24 protein-coding genes are annotated in these 20,866 nt (G+C 69.6%); 12 read left to right on the forward strand and 12 right to left on the reverse strand.

What is annotated here, in order from left to right:
- Nucleotides 1-234 precede the first annotated feature (234 nt).
- Nucleotides 235-1,710 carry a replicative DNA helicase gene (dnaB, locus tag ACZ4D5_RS11360; RefSeq protein ID WP_030780096.1) on the forward strand — a complete coding sequence of 492 codons (1,476 nt, stop codon included), beginning with the start codon at nt 235-237 and terminating at the stop codon, nt 1,708-1,710.
- A gap of 24 nt (nt 1,711-1,734) precedes the next feature.
- Here dnaB and def read toward each other — a convergent pair whose 3' ends face one another.
- Complete coding sequence (gene def, locus ACZ4D5_RS11365; protein ID WP_467772096.1) at nt 1,735-2,397, reverse strand: peptide deformylase; 663 nt, start codon at nt 2,395-2,397, stop codon at nt 1,735-1,737.
- A 112-nt stretch (nt 2,398-2,509) separates the two neighbouring features.
- Here def and ACZ4D5_RS11370 point away from each other — a divergent pair, with 112 nt between their 5' ends.
- Nucleotides 2,510-3,094 carry a winged helix-turn-helix domain-containing protein gene (locus tag ACZ4D5_RS11370; RefSeq protein ID WP_467772097.1) on the forward strand — a complete coding sequence of 195 codons (585 nt, stop codon included), beginning with the start codon at nt 2,510-2,512 and terminating at the stop codon, nt 3,092-3,094.
- An 18-nt stretch (nt 3,095-3,112) separates the two neighbouring features.
- Here the strand turns inward: ACZ4D5_RS11370 and ACZ4D5_RS11375 are convergent, their stop codons facing one another.
- A complete protein-coding gene (locus ACZ4D5_RS11375; RefSeq protein ID WP_467772098.1) occupies nt 3,113-4,066 on the reverse strand; it encodes an SDR family NAD(P)-dependent oxidoreductase in 954 nt (317 codons plus the stop codon).
- 145 nt (nt 4,067-4,211) lie between these two features.
- Between ACZ4D5_RS11375 and ACZ4D5_RS11380 the strand changes: the two genes are divergently transcribed.
- Nucleotides 4,212-4,658, forward strand: a complete 447-nt coding sequence (locus ACZ4D5_RS11380; RefSeq protein ID WP_467772268.1) for a MerR family transcriptional regulator — start codon at nt 4,212-4,214, stop codon at nt 4,656-4,658.
- A gap of 41 nt (nt 4,659-4,699) precedes the next feature.
- Nucleotides 4,700-6,076 (forward strand): serine hydrolase domain-containing protein, encoded by a 1,377-nt coding sequence (locus tag ACZ4D5_RS11385; protein WP_467772099.1) that lies wholly within the window; start codon nt 4,700-4,702, stop codon nt 6,074-6,076.
- Between the two features lie 96 nt (nt 6,077-6,172).
- Here the strand turns inward: ACZ4D5_RS11385 and ACZ4D5_RS11390 are convergent, their stop codons facing one another.
- Nucleotides 6,173-6,625, reverse strand: coding sequence for a GNAT family N-acetyltransferase (locus ACZ4D5_RS11390; RefSeq protein ID WP_467772100.1), 453 nt, complete (start codon nt 6,623-6,625; stop codon nt 6,173-6,175).
- Nucleotides 6,626-6,678: 53 nt separating this feature from the next.
- Nucleotides 6,679-7,137, reverse strand: a complete 459-nt coding sequence (locus ACZ4D5_RS11395) for a MarR family winged helix-turn-helix transcriptional regulator (RefSeq protein ID WP_467772101.1) — start codon at nt 7,135-7,137, stop codon at nt 6,679-6,681.
- Nucleotides 7,138-7,276: 139 nt separating this feature from the next.
- Between ACZ4D5_RS11395 and ACZ4D5_RS11400 the strand changes: the two genes are divergently transcribed.
- Together ACZ4D5_RS11400 and ACZ4D5_RS11405 are read left to right on the forward strand one after the other, a co-directional pair.
- Nucleotides 7,277-8,485, forward strand: a complete 1,209-nt coding sequence (locus ACZ4D5_RS11400) for an MFS transporter (protein WP_467772102.1) — start codon at nt 7,277-7,279, stop codon at nt 8,483-8,485.
- 59 nt (nt 8,486-8,544) lie between these two features.
- A complete protein-coding gene (locus ACZ4D5_RS11405) occupies nt 8,545-8,964 on the forward strand; it encodes a GlcG/HbpS family heme-binding protein (protein ID WP_467772103.1) in 420 nt (139 codons plus the stop codon).
- A gap of 99 nt (nt 8,965-9,063) precedes the next feature.
- On the opposite strand, the gene ACZ4D5_RS11410 is transcribed toward ACZ4D5_RS11405, so the two are convergent.
- Together ACZ4D5_RS11410 and ACZ4D5_RS11415 are read right to left on the reverse strand one after the other, a co-directional pair.
- Nucleotides 9,064-9,933 (reverse strand): GNAT family N-acetyltransferase, encoded by an 870-nt coding sequence (locus ACZ4D5_RS11410; RefSeq protein ID WP_467772104.1) that lies wholly within the window; start codon nt 9,931-9,933, stop codon nt 9,064-9,066.
- 5 nt (nt 9,934-9,938) lie between these two features.
- Nucleotides 9,939-10,490, reverse strand: a complete 552-nt coding sequence (locus ACZ4D5_RS11415; protein WP_467772269.1) for a DUF2269 domain-containing protein — start codon at nt 10,488-10,490, stop codon at nt 9,939-9,941.
- A 76-nt stretch (nt 10,491-10,566) separates the two neighbouring features.
- Between ACZ4D5_RS11415 and ACZ4D5_RS11420 the strand changes: the two genes are divergently transcribed.
- The gene (locus ACZ4D5_RS11420; protein ID WP_467772105.1) at nt 10,567-11,199 is read left to right on the forward strand and encodes an HAD family hydrolase; all 633 of its coding nucleotides are present in this window, start codon (nt 10,567-10,569) and stop codon (nt 11,197-11,199) included.
- A 413-nt stretch (nt 11,200-11,612) separates the two neighbouring features.
- Nucleotides 11,613-13,103 (forward strand): globin domain-containing protein, encoded by a 1,491-nt coding sequence (locus tag ACZ4D5_RS11425; RefSeq protein WP_467772106.1) that lies wholly within the window; start codon nt 11,613-11,615, stop codon nt 13,101-13,103.
- Nucleotides 13,104-13,152: 49 nt separating this feature from the next.
- Here ACZ4D5_RS11425 and ACZ4D5_RS11430 read toward each other — a convergent pair whose 3' ends face one another.
- From ACZ4D5_RS11430 to ACZ4D5_RS11450, 5 genes are all read right to left on the reverse strand, one after another.
- Nucleotides 13,153-13,635, reverse strand: a complete 483-nt coding sequence (locus ACZ4D5_RS11430; protein ID WP_362338694.1) for an NUDIX hydrolase — start codon at nt 13,633-13,635, stop codon at nt 13,153-13,155.
- Nucleotides 13,636-13,694: 59 nt separating this feature from the next.
- Nucleotides 13,695-14,600: a LysR family transcriptional regulator gene (locus ACZ4D5_RS11435; RefSeq protein ID WP_467772107.1), complete on the reverse strand. Its 906-nt coding sequence runs from the start codon at nt 14,598-14,600 to the stop codon at nt 13,695-13,697.
- A gap of 215 nt (nt 14,601-14,815) precedes the next feature.
- Nucleotides 14,816-15,976: a cystathionine gamma-lyase gene (locus ACZ4D5_RS11440; protein WP_467772108.1), complete on the reverse strand. Its 1,161-nt coding sequence runs from the start codon at nt 15,974-15,976 to the stop codon at nt 14,816-14,818.
- A complete protein-coding gene (locus ACZ4D5_RS11445) occupies nt 15,973-16,461 on the reverse strand; it encodes a low molecular weight protein-tyrosine-phosphatase (protein ID WP_467772109.1) in 489 nt (162 codons plus the stop codon). Before ACZ4D5_RS11445 ends, ACZ4D5_RS11440 begins: the two co-directional genes overlap by 4 nt.
- A 9-nt stretch (nt 16,462-16,470) precedes the next feature.
- Nucleotides 16,471-16,851: a phage holin family protein gene (locus tag ACZ4D5_RS11450; protein ID WP_467772110.1), complete on the reverse strand. Its 381-nt coding sequence runs from the start codon at nt 16,849-16,851 to the stop codon at nt 16,471-16,473.
- A gap of 79 nt (nt 16,852-16,930) precedes the next feature.
- Between ACZ4D5_RS11450 and ACZ4D5_RS11455 the strand changes: the two genes are divergently transcribed.
- From ACZ4D5_RS11455 to ACZ4D5_RS11470, 4 genes are all read left to right on the forward strand, one after another.
- Nucleotides 16,931-17,248, forward strand: a complete 318-nt coding sequence (locus ACZ4D5_RS11455; protein WP_467772111.1) for a cupin domain-containing protein — start codon at nt 16,931-16,933, stop codon at nt 17,246-17,248.
- Between the two features lie 165 nt (nt 17,249-17,413).
- The gene (locus ACZ4D5_RS11460; protein ID WP_467772270.1) at nt 17,414-17,635 is read left to right on the forward strand and encodes a DUF5326 family protein; all 222 of its coding nucleotides are present in this window, start codon (nt 17,414-17,416) and stop codon (nt 17,633-17,635) included.
- A 288-nt stretch (nt 17,636-17,923) separates the two neighbouring features.
- A complete protein-coding gene (locus ACZ4D5_RS11465) occupies nt 17,924-18,649 on the forward strand; it encodes an IclR family transcriptional regulator (protein ID WP_467772271.1) in 726 nt (241 codons plus the stop codon).
- A 103-nt stretch (nt 18,650-18,752) separates the two neighbouring features.
- Nucleotides 18,753-19,190, forward strand: a complete 438-nt coding sequence (locus ACZ4D5_RS11470) for an SsgA family sporulation/cell division regulator (RefSeq protein ID WP_467772112.1) — start codon at nt 18,753-18,755, stop codon at nt 19,188-19,190.
- A gap of 82 nt (nt 19,191-19,272) precedes the next feature.
- Here the strand turns inward: ACZ4D5_RS11470 and ACZ4D5_RS11475 are convergent, their stop codons facing one another.
- Entirely contained in the window at nt 19,273-20,640 is a 1,368-nt protein-coding gene (locus tag ACZ4D5_RS11475; RefSeq protein WP_467772113.1) for a YibE/F family protein, read from the reverse strand.
- Between the last annotated feature and the right edge of the window lie 226 nt (nt 20,641-20,866).

The raw sequence follows: 20,866 nt of genomic DNA on the forward strand, positions 1-20,866 counted from the left end.
TGCCGGGTTCTCCACAGCATCGGGCCCGTCATCCACACCGCCTGTGGATAACCAGATTGGCTGACGGTGCCCACAGGCCTACCGTGGTCCGGCGCCCGCCTCGTCGTACGACATCGGAAACCCCGCAAAACCGACGCGTCAGAACCGGAGTTGGGCCCCCTTATTTGTCAGTGTCGTGCCGTAGGAAAGAGGGGCACGGCGAGGTCCGCTCGGCGGACGGGAGGAGGTGGCCCGGTGAGTATCTCCGAGCCTTTGGACGACCCCTGGGCCGACAGCGGTCCCAGTGATCGTCTGCCCGTCTCCCGCCAGCGCCGCGACGGAGGCCGGGGCCGCGACGAGCAGCACGAGCGCGGACGCGAGGGCGGCTGGGACGGCGGAGGTTCGTCCTTCGAGCGCGTCCCTCCGCAGGATCTCGACGCCGAGCAGTCCGTGCTCGGCGGCATGCTGCTCTCCAAGGACGCCATCGCCGATGTCGTCGAGGTTCTCAAGGGCCACGACTTCTACCGCCCCGCGCACGAGACGATCTACGCCTCGATCCTCGACCTGTACGCGAAGGGCGAGCCCGCCGACCCGATCACCGTGGCGGCCGAGCTCACCAAGCGCGGTGAGATCACCAAGGTCGGCGGCGCATCGTATCTGCACACGCTGGTCCAGACGGTCCCGACCGCGGCGAACGCCGAGTACTACGCGGAGATCGTCCACGAGCGCGCGGTGCTGCGCCGTCTCGTCGAGGCCGGCACGCGCATCACCCAGATGGGATACGCGGCCGACGGCGACGTCGACGAGATCGTCAACAGCGCCCAGGCCGAGATCTACGCGGTCACCGAGCAGCGCACCACCGAGGACTATCTGCCGCTCGGCGACATCATGGAGGGCGCGCTCGACGAGATCGAGGCGATCGGCTCGCGGTCGGGGGAGATGACCGGTGTGCCGACCGGCTTCACCGATCTCGACCAGCTCACCAACGGTCTGCACCCGGGCCAGATGATCATCATCGCCGCCCGTCCCGCCATGGGTAAGTCGACGCTGGCCCTGGACTTCGCGCGGGCCTGCTCCATCAAGCACAACATGCCGAGCGTGATCTTCTCGCTCGAAATGGGGCGCAACGAGATCGCGATGCGCCTGCTGTCCGCCGAGGCACGCGTGGCACTGCACCACATGCGTTCCGGCACGATGACCGACGAGGACTGGACCCGGCTCGCCCGGCGCATGCCGGACGTCTCGGCCGCCCCGCTCTACATCGACGACTCCCCGAACCTGTCGATGATGGAGATCCGCGCCAAGTGCCGCCGCCTCAAGCAGCGCAACGACCTCAAGCTCGTCGTCATCGACTATCTGCAGCTGATGCAGTCCGGTGGCTCCAAGCGGGCCGAGAGCCGGCAGCAGGAAGTCTCGGACATGTCGCGAAACCTGAAGCTCCTCGCCAAGGAGCTCGAGCTGCCGGTGATCGCGCTCTCGCAGCTGAACCGTGGTCCGGAGCAGCGTACGGACAAGAAGCCCATGGTCTCCGACCTGCGTGAATCCGGCTCGATCGAGCAGGACGCGGACATGGTGATCCTGCTGCACCGCGAGGATGCGTACGAGAAGGAGTCACCGCGCGCGGGCGAGGCGGACATCATCGTGGGCAAGCACCGTAACGGCCCGACGGCGACGATCACGGTCGCCTTCCAGGGCCATTACTCGCGCTTCGTGGACATGGCGCAGACCTGATCCGGGCCTCCACCGCGCCGTGTCTCAGCGGCCCAGGGCCGCGGCCTTGGTCTCGCGCTGTGCGAAGACGTCGTCCTGGCGGCTGTCCATCTGCCGCAGGGCGTCCTTGCGGTCCCGCTTGGAGAGTCGGTCGAGGTAGGTGTGACCGATGAGGTGGTCGCTCTCGTGCTGCAGGCACCGGGCGAAGTAGCCCGTCCCCTCGACGAGGAGAGGGCTGCCGTCCTTGTCGAACCCGCGGACGACGGCCCGATCGGTGCGGGGCACCACCATGGTGGCGCCGGGCACGGACAGGCAGCCCTCGAACTCGTCGACGAGCCGTCGGCTGCCCGGCTCCGGCAGTTCGAGGACCGGGTTGATGATGTGGCCGACGTGCCGGACCCCGTGGTCGTCGGGGCAGTCGTACACGAACAGCCTTAGGTCGACGCCGACTTGGTTGGCGGCCAGGCCGGCGCCGTCGGCGACGTGCATGGTCAGGAACATGTCGTCGATCAGCGCCGACAGTTCGGGAGTGCCGAACTCGGTCACCTCGCGGCAGGGACGGCTCAGAACCTCCTCGCCCACCACCGTGATCCTGCGGACCGCGCCCCGTTCCGCCTCCGGCGGCAGGGCCGGGTAGGAGTCGACGGGGTGGCCCTGCAGGCGGACACGGTGGTCGATCGAACGGGACGGTTCGTGCTGAACAGACATGGCTGTCTCCCCTTTTCGCGCATGCCTCAGAGACCGCGGAGGTCGCCGCGGCTGATGTCTGAGCAAGGATTACCGCTTGCCAAGAGCTTTGCAAAGTAGCAGACTTTGCAAAGTGACTGAAGATGACGTCAATGCCCGGGGCGCGCGGGACGACCGGGCCTCGGGTACCGGCGAAGAGCTGCGGGAGCACGAGGTCCGTACGGCTCTGCTGGCCCTGCTCGCCGAGGTCGGAACCGTCACCGCGACCGAAGCCGCCTCCCGGCTGGGCTACAGCTCCGGCCTCTGCTCCTTCCACCTGCGACAGCTCGAGCGTCACGGGTACATCGAGGAGGCGCCCCACAGCGGCGGCCGCGCACGTCCCTGGCGGCTGAGGCAGCGGGCGGCTGCCGACGGTCCCGCGGAGGAGCACTTCGGGGACCTGGCCCGAGGCCTCGAGGACGAGAGCTGGCAGCGATGGCTGACCCAGCGGGACGAGGCACCGTCCGAATGGCGCCATGACGAGGCCTTCAGCGCCATCGCCTATCTGACACCCGAGGAGATGAGCCGGGTCGCGGACGTCGTCCGGCGGGCGCTCGCGCCCTACCAGGACCGTGAACAACGCCCCCTGGCCCGGCCCGACGGCGCTCGTCCGGTGGCTCTCATCACCCGGCTGTTCCCCCTGCTGCCCCACACGGCGGACGACGCGGAGCAGGACTGAGGCCGCGCGGCCAGACCTTCAGAAGGCGCTGAGTCCCGTGAGTTCGCACGAGAGGTCCCAGAGCCGGGACGCTGCCTCGGGGTCGGTGGCCCACGGCTTGACGCCGCCGATGAGCATGTCGTCCGTGGTGGCCGGTTCGGCGATGTCGCAGTCCTGGCAGTACGCGCCTCCGCGGCCGTCGAGGAGCGGTGACGTCGCCGCCCAGACGGCGGTCGCCGCGCCCTGCTCCGGGGTCTTGAAGCCTTCGGCGGGAGTGCCGTCCGGAGTCACCCAGCCCTGCGCGAGCCACTCCTCGCGGGGGATGTGGCGCTGCAGCGGCGTGAGGATGCTGCCGGGGTGCACGGCGAAGGCGTGCAGGCCGCGGTCGGCGCCGAGGCGGTCGAGGTGCAGGGCGAAGAGGGCGTTGGCGGTCTTGGACTGGGCGTAGGCCAGCCACCGGTCGTAGCCGGTGCGGAAATGGAGGTCGTCCCAGCGGATGTCGGACAGGAAGTGTCCGGAGGAGGCGACGGCCACCACTCGGGCCCTGCCGGGAGTGAGGGCCGGGCTCAGGCGGTGGGTCAGTGCGAAGTGCCCGAGGTGATTGATCGCGAAGTGCGCTTCCCAGCCCGGGCCGACGAGCGACTCCGGGCAGGCCATCACGCCCGCGCCGTTGATGAGGATGTCGAGGGAGCGGCCGGTTTGCAGGAAGCGGTCGGAGAAGGCGCCGACGCTGTCCAGGTCGGCCAGGTCGAGGGCGTGCACCTCGGTTCGGGGTGTGCCGCGCAGGGCGTCCTCGGCGGTGTCGGGGCGGCGGGCCGGGACGACGACGTGCGCGCCCGCGCGGGAGAGAGCGCGGGTGGTGGCGAGTCCGAGGCCGGAGTATCCGCCGGTCACCAGGGCGGTGGTGCCTGCCAGGTCGATGCCGGTGAGGACGCCGTCGGCGGTGCTCCCGGCTCCGAATCCGGTCCCGAGCTTCCGCTGTTCTGTGATCATGTACGCGACGCTAAAACCTAGACTGCGCGCTAGGTCAAGGGTCGGTCGATACGGTCGAGGCATGAGTGAGGACGCGGATGCTCTGCCCGCGAGGAATGCGGGTGGGCTGCCCGACAGGAACGCGGGAGTACTGCCCGGCAGGAACATGGGCGGCCTTCCCGCCAGGGGCACGGGCGGTCTGTCCATCGGGAAGGTCGCCGAGGCGACCGGTCTGAGCGTGCACGCGCTGCGGTTCTTCGAGCGCGAAGGGCTCTTCCTGCGAGAGATCCCGCGCACCGGCGGTGGCCAGCGGGTCTATGAACAGGCGGACGTGGACTGGCTCCTGCTGTGCGGGCGGCTGCGGGACTCGGGCATGCCGATCGCCACGATCAAGAGGTTCGCGGCGCTCGTCCGCTCGGGCCCCGGCAACGAGAAGGACCGCCTCGCGCTGCTCCAGGAGCACGAGCGCGACGTACGCGCGAAGATCGACGACCTCAGTGCCTGCCTGGACGTCATCCACGGAAAGGTCGTCGTCTACGAGGAGCACCTGCGTGACGGCACGGCTGTCGGGCTCTGGTCTCCGACGCCGGGGCCGGCACCAGTCACTGGCTGAATTCGCTCGACTCGCAGACGCCGCCCAGGTGAACTGGTCCCATGACGACACCCCACGAAGAGCTGCTCCCCACCACGCGCCGAGCCCTCCTGCACCGCATCGCCACCGCTCAGGCGGAGGGCCGGACACCCTCGCTGGTCGCCTCGGTGGCCCGGGACGGGGAGCTGGTGTGGAGCGGCGGCCGCAGCATGACGGACGGTCATGAGCCGGACGAGAACGTCCAGTACCGCATCGGCTCGATCACCAAGACCTTCACCGCCGTGCTGGTGATGCGGCTGCGCGACGAGGGGGTGCTGGACCTGGGCGACCCGCTGGAGAAGTATCTGCCGGGCACCGGCGCGGGAGAGGCCACGATCGCCGAACTCCTCGCGCACACGGGCGGGTTGGCGGCCGAGACTCCGGGCGAGTGGTGGGAGCGCACCCCCGGGTCGGTGCGCCCGGAGCTTGCCGACGTCCTCGGAGAGCAGCCCTTCAGGCACCCCGTCGGGCGCCGTTTCCACTACTCCAACCCCGGATATACGTTGCTGGGCTCGCTGGTGGAGGCGTTGCGGGGCGCTCCGTGGGAAGAGGTGCTGCGCCGTGAGGTGCTCGAGCCGCTGGGGCTGAGCCGCACCAGTGCGCAGCCCGTGGCTCCGCACGCGAATGGCTGGGCCGTGCACCCCTGGGCGGACGTGATGATGCCGGAGCCCGCCGAGGACCTGGGGCTGATGGCCCCGGCCGGCCAGCTGTGGTCCACGACGGCGGATCTGGTGCGCTTCGCCTCATTCCTGGCCAAGGGCGACGACCGGGTTCTCGGTGCGGAGTCCGTGCGGGAGATGAGGACGCCCGCGGGGCCCTCGCAGTCGGGGGACTGGGACAGGGCGTACGGCCTGGGCCTGGATCTGCTGCGGTGGGAAGGGATCGACCTGGCCGGGCACACGGGTTCGCTCCCGGGCTTCCTCGCCGGCCTGTGGGTGAGCGAGAAGGACGGCGTGGCCGCGGTCGCGCTCGCCAACTGCACGTCAGGGCCGCTGATGGCGGCGCTGGCCGCGGACCTGGTCAAGATCGTGGCCCAGGCGGAGCCTCGCATCCCGGAGCCGTGGCGCCCGCTGCCCGAAGCCGACGCGAAGGTACTGGAGTTGGCGGGGCCCTGGTATTGGGGCACCCAGGTGCTCGCGCTCCGTCTGACGGCCGACGGCGGGGTCGAGCTGGGCCCGCTCTCCGGCGCGGGCCGCCAGGCGCGGTTCCGGTCCAACGGCGACGGCACATGGACAGGGCTCAACGGCTACTACGCGGGTGAGGTGCTGCAGGCGGTGCGGCGGCCGGACGGGTCGGTGAGCCATCTCGACCTGGGGTCGTTCGTCTTCACCCGCGAGCCGTACGACGCGGGGGCGCCGGTGCCGGGCGGGGTGGACCCGCAGGGGTGGCGCGGCTTCTGACGCCGAGAGGTTCTCACTGAAGGGGCCTCGCCGAAGGGGTCTCGCCGAGGGGTCTGTTTCACGTGAAACAGACCCCTCGACGCATCAAGAGCCGCCTCAGAGCTGCAGCTTGAAGCCCACGTGCGACGCCGAGAACCCGAGCCGCTCGTAGAAGCGGTGGGCGTCGGTGCGGGTGGCGTCGGAGGTCAGCTGCACCAACTGGCAGTTCTGACGCCGGGATTCCTCGACGGCCCATTCGATGAACCGCGTACCGAGTCCGCTGCCGCGCTCGTCCGCGTGGACGCGTACGCCCTCGATGATCGACCGTGTGGAGCCCTTCCGGGAGAGCCCCGGAACGATCGTGAGCTGGAGTGTGCCGACGACGCGTCCCTCGCGTACGGCGACGACAAGATGCTGGTTCGGATCGTCGGCCAGGCGCTCGAAGGCGGTGACGTACGGAGTGAGGTCGTCCGGCGACTCGCGCGCCGCGCCCAGGGGGTCGTCGGCGAGCATGCCCACGATGGAGGGCAGATCATCGGCGACGGCAGGGCGTATTTCAAGATCTCCCATGGCCGCAGCCTATGCGGATCGACCGCCGTGTGGGCAGGTGATCGCGGCCTTTTCTAGGCGGGCACGCGCAGCGTCTCGACGGCCTTGACCAGCGGGGCGAGCTCCGGGTTCTGCGCCGCCTCGTCGAGCGCCTCGCGCAGGGCGGCGTCGTTGGTGGGGCGGGCCTCGGCGAGCAGCGCGGCGCCGGCCTCGCTGACGTCCGTGTAGATGCCTCGGCGGTCGGTGGGGCACAGGTAGCGGGCGAGCAGGCCGCGCTCCTCGAGGCGCGTCACCAGGCGGGTGGTGGCGCTCTGACTCAGCACCACGGCGTCCGCGACCTGCTTCATCTGCAGATGGCCGCCCTCTCCGTCGTGCTGACGGTTGAGGACGTCGAGAAGGCTGTACTCGCGCACGCTCAGGCCGTGCTTGGCCTGGAGGGCGCGCTCGACGCGGGCCTCGATCTTTCCGTGGAGCAAGGAGAGGGCGCACCAGCTTTGGGCGAGCGCGGTGAGTGCGGGGTCTGTCGCTGTCATGGCTCTTGTTCCTCCGTCCCGGAGCGGCTGCACCCAGGGTAATCCACAGATGCAATATCCGGCGCTTGCAATTAACCAGCGTGTGCAACTATTGTGGACGCACGTTAAGCGCACCTGCAACCGTCTGGAAGGTAGATCCATGCCTCTCGCGCTTCTGGCCCTTGCGATCGGGGCCTTCGGAATCGGGACCACAGAGTTCGTGATCATGGGGCTGCTTCCCGAGGTCGCGGGTGACTTCGGTGTCTCCATCCCCACGGCCGGCTTCCTCGTGACCGGCTACGCCCTTGGCGTCGTTCTCGGCGCCCCCCTGATGACCGCCCTCGGCACCCGCATCTCCCGCAAGCGGATGCTGATGCTGCTGATGGGCCTCTTCGTCATCGGCAATCTGCTCTCCGCCGTGGCGCCGGTCTTCGGCGTGATGGTGGCGGGCCGCATCGTCGCCTCGCTGGCGCACGGCGCCTTCTTCGGCATCGGATCGGTCGTCGCGGCCGAGCTGGTCGCGCCCGAGAAGAAGGCGGGAGCGATCGCCATGATGTTCTCGGGCCTCACGGTCGCCAACGTGGTCGGTGTTCCGCTGGGCACTTTCGTGGGCCAGGCCATCGGCTGGCGCATCACCTTCGTGATCGTCGCCGCCCTCGGTGTCATCGGCCTCGCCGGGATCGCCAAGCTCGTGCCGGACCTGCCCAAGCCCGAAGGCGTGCGGCTGCGCGACGAGATCGGCGCCTTCCGCAACGCACAGGTCCTGCTCGCCATGGCGATGACGGTTCTCGGCTTCGGCGGCGTCTTCGCGGCCATCACCTACATCACGCCGATGATGACGGATGTCGCCGGATACGCGGACTCCTCCGTCACCTGGCTGCTCGTCCTGTTCGGGCTCGGCATGGTCGGCGGCAACCTCGTCGGAGGACGGTTCGCGGACCGCGCGCTGATGCCGATGCTGTACGTGTCGCTGGGCTCCCTCGCCCTCGTCCTCGCCCTGTTCACGCTCACCGCGCACAACAAGATCGCGGCCGCCGTGACCATCATGCTGATCGGAGCCCTGGGCTTCGCGACCGTGCCGCCGCTGCAGAAGCGGGTCCTCGACTACGCCTCCGGCGCCCCGACGCTCGCCTCCGCGGTCAACATCGGCGCCTTCAACCTGGGCAACGCGCTGGCGGCGTGGCTCGGCGGGATCGTCATCTCCGCCGGTCTCGGCTACACCGCCCCGAACTGGGTCGGCGCGGTCCTCGCCGCCTCCGCCCTCGTCCTGGCCCTCGTCTCGGCCGCCCTGGAGCGCCGCTCCGGTGCCCCCAGCCTGGTCGTGACCGGCTCGGCGCCCGTCGAGCAGGCAGTGCCGGTCCACCACTGACCTCCCCCCTTCCCCCCTCCCTCTGTAACCCCAGCAACACCCGCTAGGAGAAACCCCTCATGAGCACCACCGCCGTCGCCCCGCTGACCATCGAGGACGCCGAAGCACTCGTCACCGCGGCCCGCCGCGCCGCCGAGACAGCCGGTGTCACGGTCAGCGTCACCGTCCTCGACGCGGGCGGTCACCTCCTCGCCTTCCGGCGCGACGACCGGGCCGTGCTGATCTCCGGCGAGACCAGCACGCGCAAGGCGTACACCGCCCTTCAGCTGAACGCCCCGACCGCCGATCTCGTCGACGCGGTCCAGCCCGGTGGCCTCTTCCACACGCTGCCCACCGCCCTCGACCGGCCGCTGCTCTTCATCGCGGGTGGGGTGCCGGTCCACCGTGACGGTCGTCTGATCGGTGCGATCGGGGTCGGCGGCGGCGCGCCGGAGCAGGACCACGGCTTCGCGACGGCGGCCGTGGAGGCTCTCGCGTAAGGCGCGTACCGACGACGTTCGATGCGTACGTGGAATGGCCCGCCCCTTCAAGGGACGGGCCATTCCGCGTAGTTGCCGTGTGGCGACGCTCAGGACGGGTCAGCCGGCCGCGACCGTGAGCGGTGCGAAGCGGCGGGTCCAGTCGCCGGGCAGCTCCGGTGTGCCATAGGCCATCACCGCGTTGAAGGCGATGGGCTCGAGGCCGTTCTCCTTCACCCACGCCAGGAGCTCTTCGTGTCGTACGTCGATGTCGGTGCGCAGCGGGCGGTCGGTGTGGGCGCCGAGCGAGGCGATGAGGGCCTTCGCGGTCTCGGTGTCCCGGGCGATGAGCGGGCCCACGACGTGGGTCTCCATGTTCGGCCAGGCGCCGGCGTAGCCGATGATCTCGCCGTCGGCCTCCGCGACCCGGAGCTGGTCGGTGAAGGCGGGCAGCCGGGCGATCACATGGGTGCGGTCGTGGCCGAAGACTTCGGTGTCGAGCCGGAGGATGGTGGTCAGGTCCTCCGCGGTGGCCGGCCGGGTGGCGATGTCGGGCAGGGGGCCGGTGGGAGCGAGGCGGCCGCGGACCATCTCGGCGCGGCCGATCACCTTGAAGCCGAGCTGTTCGTAGAGCGGGCGGCCGTTGGGAGTCGCGTGGAGGGTGAGCGGGGTGGTGGCCGCCTCCTCGATGGCGTACTGCATCAAGCGGCGGCCGATGCCCCGGCGGGCGTACCTCTCGGCGACGAGGACCATGCCGATCGCCGCGAGACCGGGACGCTCCTGAGGGCCGTACTGGGTCACTACATAGGCACCGATGAGGCCGTGGCCGTCGGGGTCGTCGATGCCGTAGCCCGTTCCGGCCGACAGCAGCAGACCCCACTTGTGTTCTTCACGGGGCCAGCCCCGGTCCTCGGACAGGTCGGCGCAGGACTGCAGATCGCGGGGGGTGAGTCGGCGGATGGGCAGTGCGGAGAGGGAAGGTGTCGACACCCGGGTCAGGCTGTCTGACGTACGACCTCGGCGTCCACCCGTTTGTGGGCAGAAGCACGTTGCTTTTGGCCACGTTGCTTCCGGCCACGGCGGGTGAGCCCCCAGGGCTTGAGCACGGACAGGACCGTCATGAAGACGTAGGCGCTGAACGAGACGATGGGTCCGGCGATCAGATCGGTCGGCTCTGCCAGTGGGTTTCCCGCCGCCACGGTCGCGGCCGCGTCGCTGACGCCGGGGCGCAGCGCGAAGACCGACGCGGCGGTGGTGGCCATGGTCAGCCAGAACTTCGTGTACACCCAGCGATGCCTGGCGAGTCCCCATGGCGTGCCCAGGGACAGCAGCAGACCGCTCAGCAGAGTGAGCAGGGCAAGAGGGATCACCAGCCAGTCCGTGAAGATCTGCATCGAGCGGACGGTGGCTTCGACGGTGGCAGTGGATCCCGTCGTGATCGCGGTCAGGGCGAGAGCGAGCAGCCCGAGCGTGAGCCCGAGCCAGCCGGCTGCGCCGACTACATGGACAACCAGGGTGGCCCGTCGTGCGGGGCGGCTAAGTTTCACGTGAAACACGGTGCCAAGCGGGGCGGCCAGGGGCGTCTGACAGCGGGAGTAACCGTGGGTACTAGCCTCGGCGTACATGGCACGCCTACACCTCTTCGATCTGGACGGGACGCTGCTGCACGGCACGGCGGCACCCGTGGAGATATCGCGGCAGCTCGGCTTGGACGCGGAGATCGCCGAGCTCGAGCGGGACTTCGTGACGGGGCTGATCGACTCACCGGAGTACGCGGTGCGCGTGCACGCCTTGTGGGCGGAGCTCACGGACGCTCAGGTGACGGCGGCCTTCGAGGGAGCGCCCTGGCTTTCCGGCATTCAGGACACCTGGGCGGAGATCAGGGAAGGCGGTGACTACTGCGCGGTGGTGTCCCTCTCGCCGTCCTTCTTCGTGGAGCGGCTCATCGGGTGGGGTGCGCACGCCGCGCACGGATCGCGTTTCCCTGCCGTGCCGTTCACCGAGCCCATCGATCCGACGGGCATTCTCAATGCGGCGGGCAAGGTGAAGATCGCGAACCGGCTCTGTGAAGAGTTCGGGGTGAGTCGTAGCGATTGCGTCGCGTACGGCGACTCGCTTTCCGACCTGGACTTGTTCGGGGCCGTACCGGTTTCCGTGGCCGTCAATGCGGATCAGCGGCTGGTGGGCCTGGCCACGCACTCCTATGTCGGGCGGGATCTGCGTAAGGCGTACGAATTGGTGCGGCACGCCCGGTAATTGAGGCAATTGGCGGGCCGGACCGTTGAATTGAAGGTGAAGGGAAGGGGGCTTGTGTGTCCGGCAGCTGCCGGTATGGTCGACTCCGATTCATGCCGGGTGCGTATCTCCGCACTCTGGGGGGCACGCGCGCAGGTCAATGAAGCCTAACGGGGCGAAGAGATCCAGAACCCGTACTTCTCGTTATGCGGCCTGTGCGGAGGCGGCGAATGGGATGCTGCGGTGAGGTGACTGCGGCCAATGTCACATTCTCGACCTACTTGTCCGTAGGGTCCCGGAATCCGGGGTTCAATGTGGCCGTATCGGCTATCGAGGCAGAGCGGGGACAGCGAGGAGAACAGGCGGCTTCCGACAGGCAGCTTCCGACAGGAAGTGCGCAGACCGACCGAGAGATGTTCGAGGCGAGGCACAGCATGGACGCTCCGACCACCGCGTCGGCGGACGACGGCACTGCCGGTGACGGGGGCGGTTGGTTCACCCCGCGCAGACCGCCGCGGCGGCAGGAGGAAGGGGTGCCGCAGCAGTTCGGCACCTCCGACCCGGCACCTGAGCCGACGGCACCGGGGTCGACGACGCCTGAGCAGACGGCACCTGAGCAGACGGCGCCCGAGCCGACGCCCTCTGAGCAGACGGCGCCTGCGCCGACGAACGGGCGAATACCCGCCGCGTCGACCGCCTCGCGCATGACCTCAAGCGCCTCGCGCACGGCCGCGACCGCGCAGGCCCAGCAGGCGCCGACGCCGACACCCGCGCCCCCGCTGCAAGCGAAGCCGACGGATAGGGCATCGGAGAAGGCTTCGCCCGACGCCGTCCTGGTGCAGCGCACGATGGCCGAAATTGGCCCTGTCGCCGACAAGGTCACCTCGTACTTCTACGCGTTGCTGTTCACTCGGCACCCCGACCTGCGCGCCCTGTTCCCCGCCGCGATGGACACCCAGCGGGACCGGCTCCTCAAGGCGCTGCTGACCGCGGCCGAGCACATCGACAACACCGACATCCTCGTCTCGTACCTGAAGAACCTCGGGCGTGGACACCGCAAGTACGGCACACAGCCCGAGCACTATCCGGCCGTCGGCGAGTGTCTGATCGGCTCCCTGAGCCGGTACGCGAGCGCGGTCTGGGACGAGGAGACCGAGGCCGCCTGGGTCCGGACGTACACGACGATCTCCCAGGTCATGATCGACGCGGCCGCGGAGGACGAACTGCGCGCCCCTGCCTGGTGGTTCGCCGAGGTCGTCTCGCACGACCTCAGGACCCCCGACATAGCCGTCGTGACGGTCCGCCCCGACCAGCCGTACCCCTTCCTCGCCGGGCAGTACACCAGCCTGGAGACCCCCTGGTGGCCGCGGATCTGGCGGCACTACTCCTTCGCGTCGGCGCCCCGCTCCGACGGGCTGCTGTCCTTCCACGTGAAGGCCGTACCGGCCGGCTGGGTCTCCAACGCCCTGGTGCACCACGCGCGCCCCGGCGACGTCCTGCGGCTCGGCCCGCCGGCCGGTTCGATGACCGTCGACCACACCACCGACAGCGGCCTGCTCTGCCTGGGCGGAGGCACGGGCATCGCGCCGATCAAGGCCCTGGTCGAGGACGTCGCCGAGCACGGCAGACGGCGCCCGGTCGAGGTGTTCTACGGCGCCCGCACCGATCACGACCTGTACGACATCGACACGATGCTGCGGCTCCAGCAGAACCATCCCTGGCTGTCCGTCCGCCCGGTCGTCGACCAGCGGGCCCAACTGCCCGACGCCGTGCGCGAGTACGGCCCCTGGAACGAGTACGACGCGTATCTCTCGGGGCCGCCCGGCATGATCCGCAGCGGAGTGGACGCCCTGCGGGACGTGGGAATCCCCGAGGGCCGTATCCGCCACGACTCGGTCGAGGAACTGGTCGCGGCCGGGGACTAGCCCGCAGCCGGGCTGCCCGGAACCGGTCCGGGCAGCCCGGAACCGGTGATCAGCCCAGATCGGGGGCGTGCATCGCGCGCACGCCCTCGATGTTGCCGTCCAAGTAGTGCCGCAGCGACAGCGGTACGAGATGGACCGAGGCGATGCCGACCCGGGTGAACGGCACGTGCACGATCTCGTACTCGCCGCACGGCTCCTCGATCTCGGGGCCGTGCCGCAGGCCGGTGTCCATGGACTCCAGGCGGCAGACGAAGAAGTGCTGCACCTTCACACCGGTCGCGCCGCCGTCCTCGCCGATGTGCTCCACGGTGTCCACGAAGCAGGGCACGACATCGGTGATCTTGGCGCCGAGCTCCTCGTGGACCTCGCGATGGAGCGCGTCGACGACGGTGGCGTCCGCGGGCTCCACGCCGCCCCCCGGGGTGACCCAGTACGGATCGACACCGGGCTTGGTCCGCTTGATCAGGATCAGGTCGTCTCCGTCCAGGAGGACGGCGCGTGCGGTGCGTTTGACCACGGGTCGGACGGTCATGGGAGAAATGTGGCCCGGACTGTTCCACGTGAAACATCATGAACCAGCCGGGACCTCCATCAAGCCCAGTCGACGGCAGCACGCAACAGCCACTCGTGCGCCCGCGCGATGTGCGGCATGGCCAGCGTGCCGGTGCGCACCACCAGGAAGTACGTGCGCAAAGGGGGCACCGCGGGGTCGAGCAGCGCCACGACGTCGCCGCGTTTCAGGGCCTCGGCGCACAGATAGCGGGGCAGCACCGCGAGCCCGGCGCCCGAGGCCGCGCAGGCCAGGACCGCGCGCAGATCCGGCACGATGACGGCGCCGGACGCCGCGGGGCGGGCATCGAAGACGGCCGCCCAGTAGCGGGAGACGAACGGCAGCGACTCGTGCACCTCGACCACCGGAAGGTTCTCCAGCGGCAACGCCCCCTTGCGGCGCAGCTTGCCGGGGCCGATACGGGCGGCCCACCGCTTCCCCGCGACCAGGACGTGCTCCTCGTCGCAGAGCGGTGTCGCGGTGAGCAGTGCGCCGCGCGGCCGGGCCGTGGTGATGGCCAGGTCGTGGTGTCCGGCGGCGAGCCCCTCCAGCGTCTCCTCGGCGGTGCCGAACGAGGCGCGCAGGGCGTAGCTGTGGCCGTCCTGGCCGGTCAGGGTGGTGAGTGCGGGCAGGGCGCGCTCCGCGGTGAACTCCGGCGGCCCCGCGAGGTGAAGGGTGCGCACCGACGAGTCCTCCTCGAGCCCGGCCTCGGCGATCTCCACCAGGGCGTCCAGATGAGGGGCGGCCTTGTGGGCGAGCTCGTCGCCGATGGTCGTGGGTGTCACGCCGCGGGCCTGGCGAAGGAAGAGCGGGCGCCCCAACTGCCGCTCCAGGGTGCGGATCTGGGAGGTGACGGCGGGCTGGGAGAGGCCGAGCAGCGCTGCGGCGCGCGTGAAGGAGCCGGCCCGGTGCACCGTCACAAAGGTGCGCAGCAGGGCCAGATCCATGGCGACGTCCCTTCCCTTCATGCCCTCGGGGCGCGCCCAACTATAAATATGTCGATAGGTCTCTGTCGCTACTGTGATTGGACACTGACACAGAGTCAACTAGCCTTGTTCGCGCGGTTCTTCGCGCGCGGAACCGGAACGGTCCGAGCCACGAGGGGGGAGGCTCGGACCGTTCGTTGTGCGTAGACGGGGTGGGACGGGGGCGTCGGAAGGGGTCAGTCGGCCGATTCGTCCAGCGCACGCAGGACGTCCGCCACCAGGTCGTCCTGGTCCTCGGCGCCTGCGGAGAAGCGGATGAAACCCTCAGGGACGGCGTCGCCTCCCCAACGGCGGCGGCGCTCGGCCGTGGACCGCACACCGCCGAAGCTCGTCGCGTCGTCCACGAGACGCAGTGCTTCGAGGAAACGCTCGGCACGCGCGCGCGTGGGCAGCGTGAAGGAGACCACGCACCCGAAGCGCCGCATCTGCTGCGAGGCGATCTTGTGCGAGGGGTCGTCCGGCAGCCCGGGATAGCGCAGCCCGGACACTTCCGCGCGGTCGCGCAGCGCCTCCGCGAGGGCCAGGGCGTTCGCGTTCTGCCGCTCGGCACGCAGCTGGAGCGTGGCGAGCGAGCGGTGCGCGAGCCAGGCCTCCATCGGCCCGGGGATGGCTCCGACGATCTTGCGCCAGCGCCGTACGGAGGCGGTCAGCTCGGCGTCGCGGCAGGCGACGTACCCCAGCAGGATGTCGCCGTGGCCGGTGAGCATCTTGGTGCCGCTGGCCACCGAGAAGTCGGCGCCGAGGTCGAGGGGGCGCTGGCCGAGCGGCGTGGCCAGGGTGTTGTCGACGGCCACCAGGGCACCACGCGCGTGTGCCGCCTGTGCGAGCCGGCGCACGTCGCCCACGTCGAGGCCGGGGTTGGACGGCGTCTCGATCCACAGCAGCTTGGCACCGTCCAGGACGTCGAGCTGGGCGTCGCCCCCGGTCGGGGCGGTGCGCACCTCGATGCCGTACGCCGTGAGCTGTTCGCGGACCAGCGGGAGCACCTGATAGCCGTCGTCCGGCAGGACCACCGCGTCACCGGCGCGCAGCTGCGAGAACAGCACCGCCGAGATCGCGGCCATGCCGGAGGCGAAGACCAGCGTCTCGACGGCCTTTCCCGAATCCGGGTCCTCAGGGTCCCCAGGCGCTTCGAGCTCGCTGATGGCGCGCTCCAGGTGCGTCCAGGTGGGGTTCTCGTCGCGGCCGTAGGCGTAGCCGCCCGTGGGGTCGCCCGGCAGGTGGAAGTGGGCCGCGAACACCGGTCCTGGAAGCGTCGGTTCGTGCTTCACCGGCTCGGGCAGCCCGGCCCGCACCGCGCGCGTGCCGTCGCCTATGGACCCCGATTCCGTCGTCATGCCGCCTGCCTCTCCACTGCTTCGCGTACCGCGTCGAGCAGGCCTTCGCTCGCCGCCTCCACCATTCTCAGACACTCCTCGAACCCCTCGAAGTCCCCGTAATAGGGGTCCGGAACGTCCGGCTCCGCGGCCTCGGGGTCGTACGAGCGCAGCAGCCGCACCTTGTCCGCGTCGGCCGGGGTCGGTGCCAGGCGGCGCAGCGTGCGCAGATGGCCGGAGTCCAGGGCGATGACGAGGTCGAGCTTCGCGAACCAGTCGGCCTGGAAGCGGCGGGCCATGTGGTCGCTCGGATGTCCCGCGGCCCGCAGGACGGAGACGGTGCGCGGATCGGCGCCGTCCCCTTCGTGCCAGCCGTCGGTGCCCGCGCTGTCGACCACGACCCGGTCGCCGAGACCGGCCTCGTCGACCAGGGAGCGGAAGACCGATTCGGCCATCGGGGAGCGGCAGATGTTGCCGGTGCAGACGAAGCAGACGGAGAAGGGCATGGAGCGGGTTCAGTCCTTGTCGTCGGGGAGCACGACGTTCATGGCCCAGGAGACGATCGAGATGATCAGGCCGCCTACGACGGCGGTCCAGAAGCCCTCGACGTGGAAGCTGACGTCGAGCTTGTCGGCGAGCCACGAGGTGAGCAGCAGCATGAGGGCGTTGACCACGAATGTGATCAGGCCCAGGGTCAGGATGAACAGCGGGAAGGTGAGGACCTTCACCACCGGCTTGACCAGGAAGTTCACCAGGCCGAAGAGCAGGGCCACGATGATGAGCGTGCCCACCTTCTTGCCCGTGCTGTCGCCGGTCAGGGTGATCTTGTCGAGCAGCCACACGGCGACGGCCAGGGCCGCGGCGTTGGCGATCGTCTTGACTACGAAATTCTTCATGTGTCTGATCGTGGCAGACGTGGGCCGGTGACGAGCGGTTCACGAGGGGCCGAGGACCAGCAAGGGGCGTACGAAGGCGATGAAGGCATTCCGACTGGACGAGCTGGAGGCGGAGCGCGCCGCGAACGACGGCGCGTATCTGCAGTTTCTGCGTGAGCGGAACATGTCGGTCGGGCTGTACGCGCTCAACGCGGGCGAGACCGACCCGCAGCAGCCGCACGGGCAGGACGAGGTGTACATGGTCGTCAGCGGCCGTGCCTCGATCACGGTCGGCATGGAGACCACGCAGGTGGCGCGCGGCAGCGTCGTCTATGTGCCGGCCGGAGTCGCCCACAAGTTCCACCACATCAGCGAGGACCTGCGGGTGCTCGTCGTCTTCTCGCCGCCCGAGGCCTGACGCCTTCCGTCCCCTCCCGGAGGCTGACTGATTCAGGGCTCCGACCTCGGGGTTCCCTAAGGGTTGGATCAGGGGAGTTCGGGGGATCCGGGGCGCCCGCACGGCTCTTTGCGGCCCTAGCATCGAATGCAGGAAGCAAGGAACTTGCAGAGAGAGGTAAGGACGATGGCGGCGAAGGAGATCTTTGCGGGAATGCCGTGGTGGGTGAAGTGGGTGGCCGTGCCGGTCATCGCACTCGTCGTGTTCGGCAGCGTGATAGCGACCGTTGTCGGATTCGTGGTCGGCCTGCTCTTCAAGGCGCTGATTTTCGTCGCCCTCGTCGGTGGACTCATCTACGTCGTACGGAAGTTCATATCCGGTTCGTCCTCGTCGCGCACCGACTGGTGACCGCCGGCCGATGACCACTGACTGGTGAGTTTTCGCAACGGTTCCCTCGGCCGGGGGAAGTTTCCCGGCAGGGCGCCGTAGAGCGGTGGCCAAGGGTTAGAGTCCGAAAACCGACGCGGGGGCGATCCCCGCGGACGGGTGCACTGCCCTCTTCCCGTGTGTATCCGGGCAGGGGCGGAGACCCCCCACGTGCTTCGGGAGCGAACCTTGGCCGCGGTCGACACCACCACTTCACCAGTAGAAGCCGACGCGGTCTCCGCAGGCGTCGCGCCGACCCTCATCGGCTCCGTGCAGCGGGCGATGCGGCTGCTGGAAGCCGCCGCCTCGCACCAGGACGGGGCGCCCGCCAAACAGCTGGCCAGAGAGGCGGGGCTCGCGCTCCCCACCGCGTACCACCTGCTGCGCACCCTGACCCACGAGGGCTATCTGCGCCGCGAGAAGGGCGTGTTCGTGCTCGGCGAGGCGGCCGAGCGGCTCAGCAGCAGCGGGGCTCAGCAGAATCGTCGCGGCATGATCGATGAATCGCTGGCCCACTGGCGCGACACCATCGGCGTCCCCGTGTACTTCGCGGTCTACCGCGAGGGCGAGATCGAGGTCGTCGCCGTCTCCGACACCCCGAGCAATCCCGCGGTCGAGGAGTGGGCGGACTTCCGCGAGACGGGGCATGCCCACGCGATCGGCCAGTGCCTGCTCGGCCAGCTCGACGGCGAGGCGCGCCAGGACCACCTCGACCGCTATCCGGTGCAGTCGATCACTCGCTACTCGGTGCGGGACGACCGGACGTTCATGCGGCGGCTGGACGCGAGGGAGCGGATGCGGCCCGTCGTGGAGCGCCAGGAGTACGCCCTCGGGACGGTCTGCGCGGCGATTCCGATCACGGCCGGGGACACCGCGGCGACCATGGCCATTTCCGTTCCCGCCTATCAGGCCGATCGGCTGCTGCCCGCGGCCGAGCGGCTGCAGCGCGAGATCGGAAAGCTACTGGGGACACTCGCCTTCTCTATCAGCATCTGAAAACTCACTCCTTGTGATCTGGTGTGTACGTTAAGCAAGATGCCAGGAGTGTCAGGGAGTTGGTTCCTGGCCAAGTGAGGGCTAAGTGACGGGGTAGGGCGCGATGGGCGAGTCGGTTCAGGCAGAGGTCATGATGAGCTTCCTTGTTTCCGAGGAGCTGTCGTTTCGTATCCCGGTGGAGTTGCGCTACGAGATCGACGATCCCTATGCCGTGCGGCTGACGTTCCATCTGCCCGGCGATGCTCCCGTGACGTGGGCCTTCGGGCGGGAGTTGCTGATCGACGGGGTCGGCAGGCCGTGCGGGGACGGGGACGTGCGCATCGAGCCCACCGATCCCGACCTGCTCGACGAGGCCCTGATCAGGCTTCAGGTCGGCGCGGACCAGGCGCTGTTCCGGGTGGGCATTCCTCCGTTGCTCGCCTTCCTCGACCGCACGGACAAGCTGGTGCCGCTCGGGCAGGAGCGGGCGCTCGCCGACTTCGACACGCATCTCGACGAGGCGCTCCACCGAATCCTCGTGGAGGAGCAGAACGCGGGCTGATCCCTGGGGCCGACCGGCCGAGGGGGATGGCAGATTGGTGCATTTCGCGGCAGGTCGGAAGCGACACCGCACCTGCCCGGCGTCAGGCCTTGCGGCGGCGGCCCCTTCCTCCGCGTGACGGGCGGGCCGCCGGGGCGCCGGGCGGCCCCGACGAGCGGTCGGCGGAGACCACCAGGGCGGCCAGCGCGGTCGTCACCGGTACCGAGGCGACCAGGCCGATCGAGCCGACCAGGGTGCGCACGATCTCCTCGGCGACCAACTCGCTGTTGGCCACGGTGCCCACGCTGGACTGCGCGATCGAGAAGAGCAGCAGCAGGGGCAGCGCGGCGCCCGCGTAGGCGAGGACGAGGGTGTTGACGACCGAGGCGATGTGGTCGCGGCCGATGCGGATGCCGGCGCGGTACAGGCCGCGCCAGCCCATCGTCGGGTTGGCCTGGTGGAGCTCCCAGACCGCGGAGGTCTGCGTGACCGTCACGTCGTCGAGGACGCCGAGCGAGCCGATGATGACGCCCGCGAGCAGCAGGCCGCTCATGTCGATGGACGGATACAGGCCATGGATGAGGCCGGTGTTGTCGTCCGTGTTGCCGGTCAGCGCCGCCCAGCCGATGAAGAGCGAACCGAGCAGGCCGATGAGGAGCAGCGAGATCAGTGTGCCGAGCACCGCGACCGAGGTGCGGGCGGTGAGGCCATGACAGAGATAGAGCGCGATCAGCATGATGGCGCTCGCCCCGATCACCGCCACGACCAGCGGGTTCGAGCCCTGCAGGATCGCCGGCAGGATGAAGAACGTCAGCACCATGAAGCTGATGGCGAGCGCGACCAGCGCCATCACCCCGCGCAGCCGCCCCACCACGACGACGGCGAGCGCGAAGATGCCGGCGAGCAGAGCCATCGGGACCTTGCGGTTCACGTCGGTGACCGAGTACTGCAGCGACTCCGGTGCCTTGGGCTCGTAGGCGACCACCACCTGCTGGCCCTCGTGGAGCTGCCGGGGCGAGTCCGGCTGGATGACCTCGGTGAAGGTACGGCCCTTGTCCTTGCCGCTGGTCACCTCGATCGTCGCCTTCTTGCAGGTGCCCTCGGCGTGGGACTGCGCGGACTGGCCCTCGGCGGTGGAGGTGTCGCCGTTCGGCGGGGTCTGCGAGGCGTTGAGGTCCTTGCAGGGCAGCTCCTGCACCTTCGTGACCTTCGCCGACTGCATCTGCCGGTCGAAGCCGACGCCGGTCCGCTCGTGCGAGGGCGTGCCGCCGGGCCAGAAGACCATGAGCCCCACGACCACCGCGGTGGCGAAAGGAATCAGCACCGCGGCGATGACCTTGCGCAGATGTTTGGAGACGGGCGCCGCGGGACCGTGGCTGTGCGAGTGCCCGTGGCCTCCGCTCCCGTGTCCATGGGGGCCGGGAAGCGGCGGTTGCGAGGGCGGCGGGGGCGGCGGCTCTGTGGTGGTCACTGCCCGATCATCGCAAGAACGGAGGGGGCCCTCTGTTCAGCGCGCCCGACATGACGCTAGCGTGGAGCCACCTTTGCAATCGCGGGAGCTCGGAGCACCGGGCTGAGAGGGCGCTGACCCCCGTACGAACGGCACGAACCGACATGAGTCGTGCCAGCCGCACGGAATTCGCTGCGTCGACCGCCGAACCTGTTACCGGGTAATGCCGGCGTAGGGAGTAGGTCTC

It is taken from the genome of Streptomyces sp. NPDC025651, from assembly GCF_055558735.1.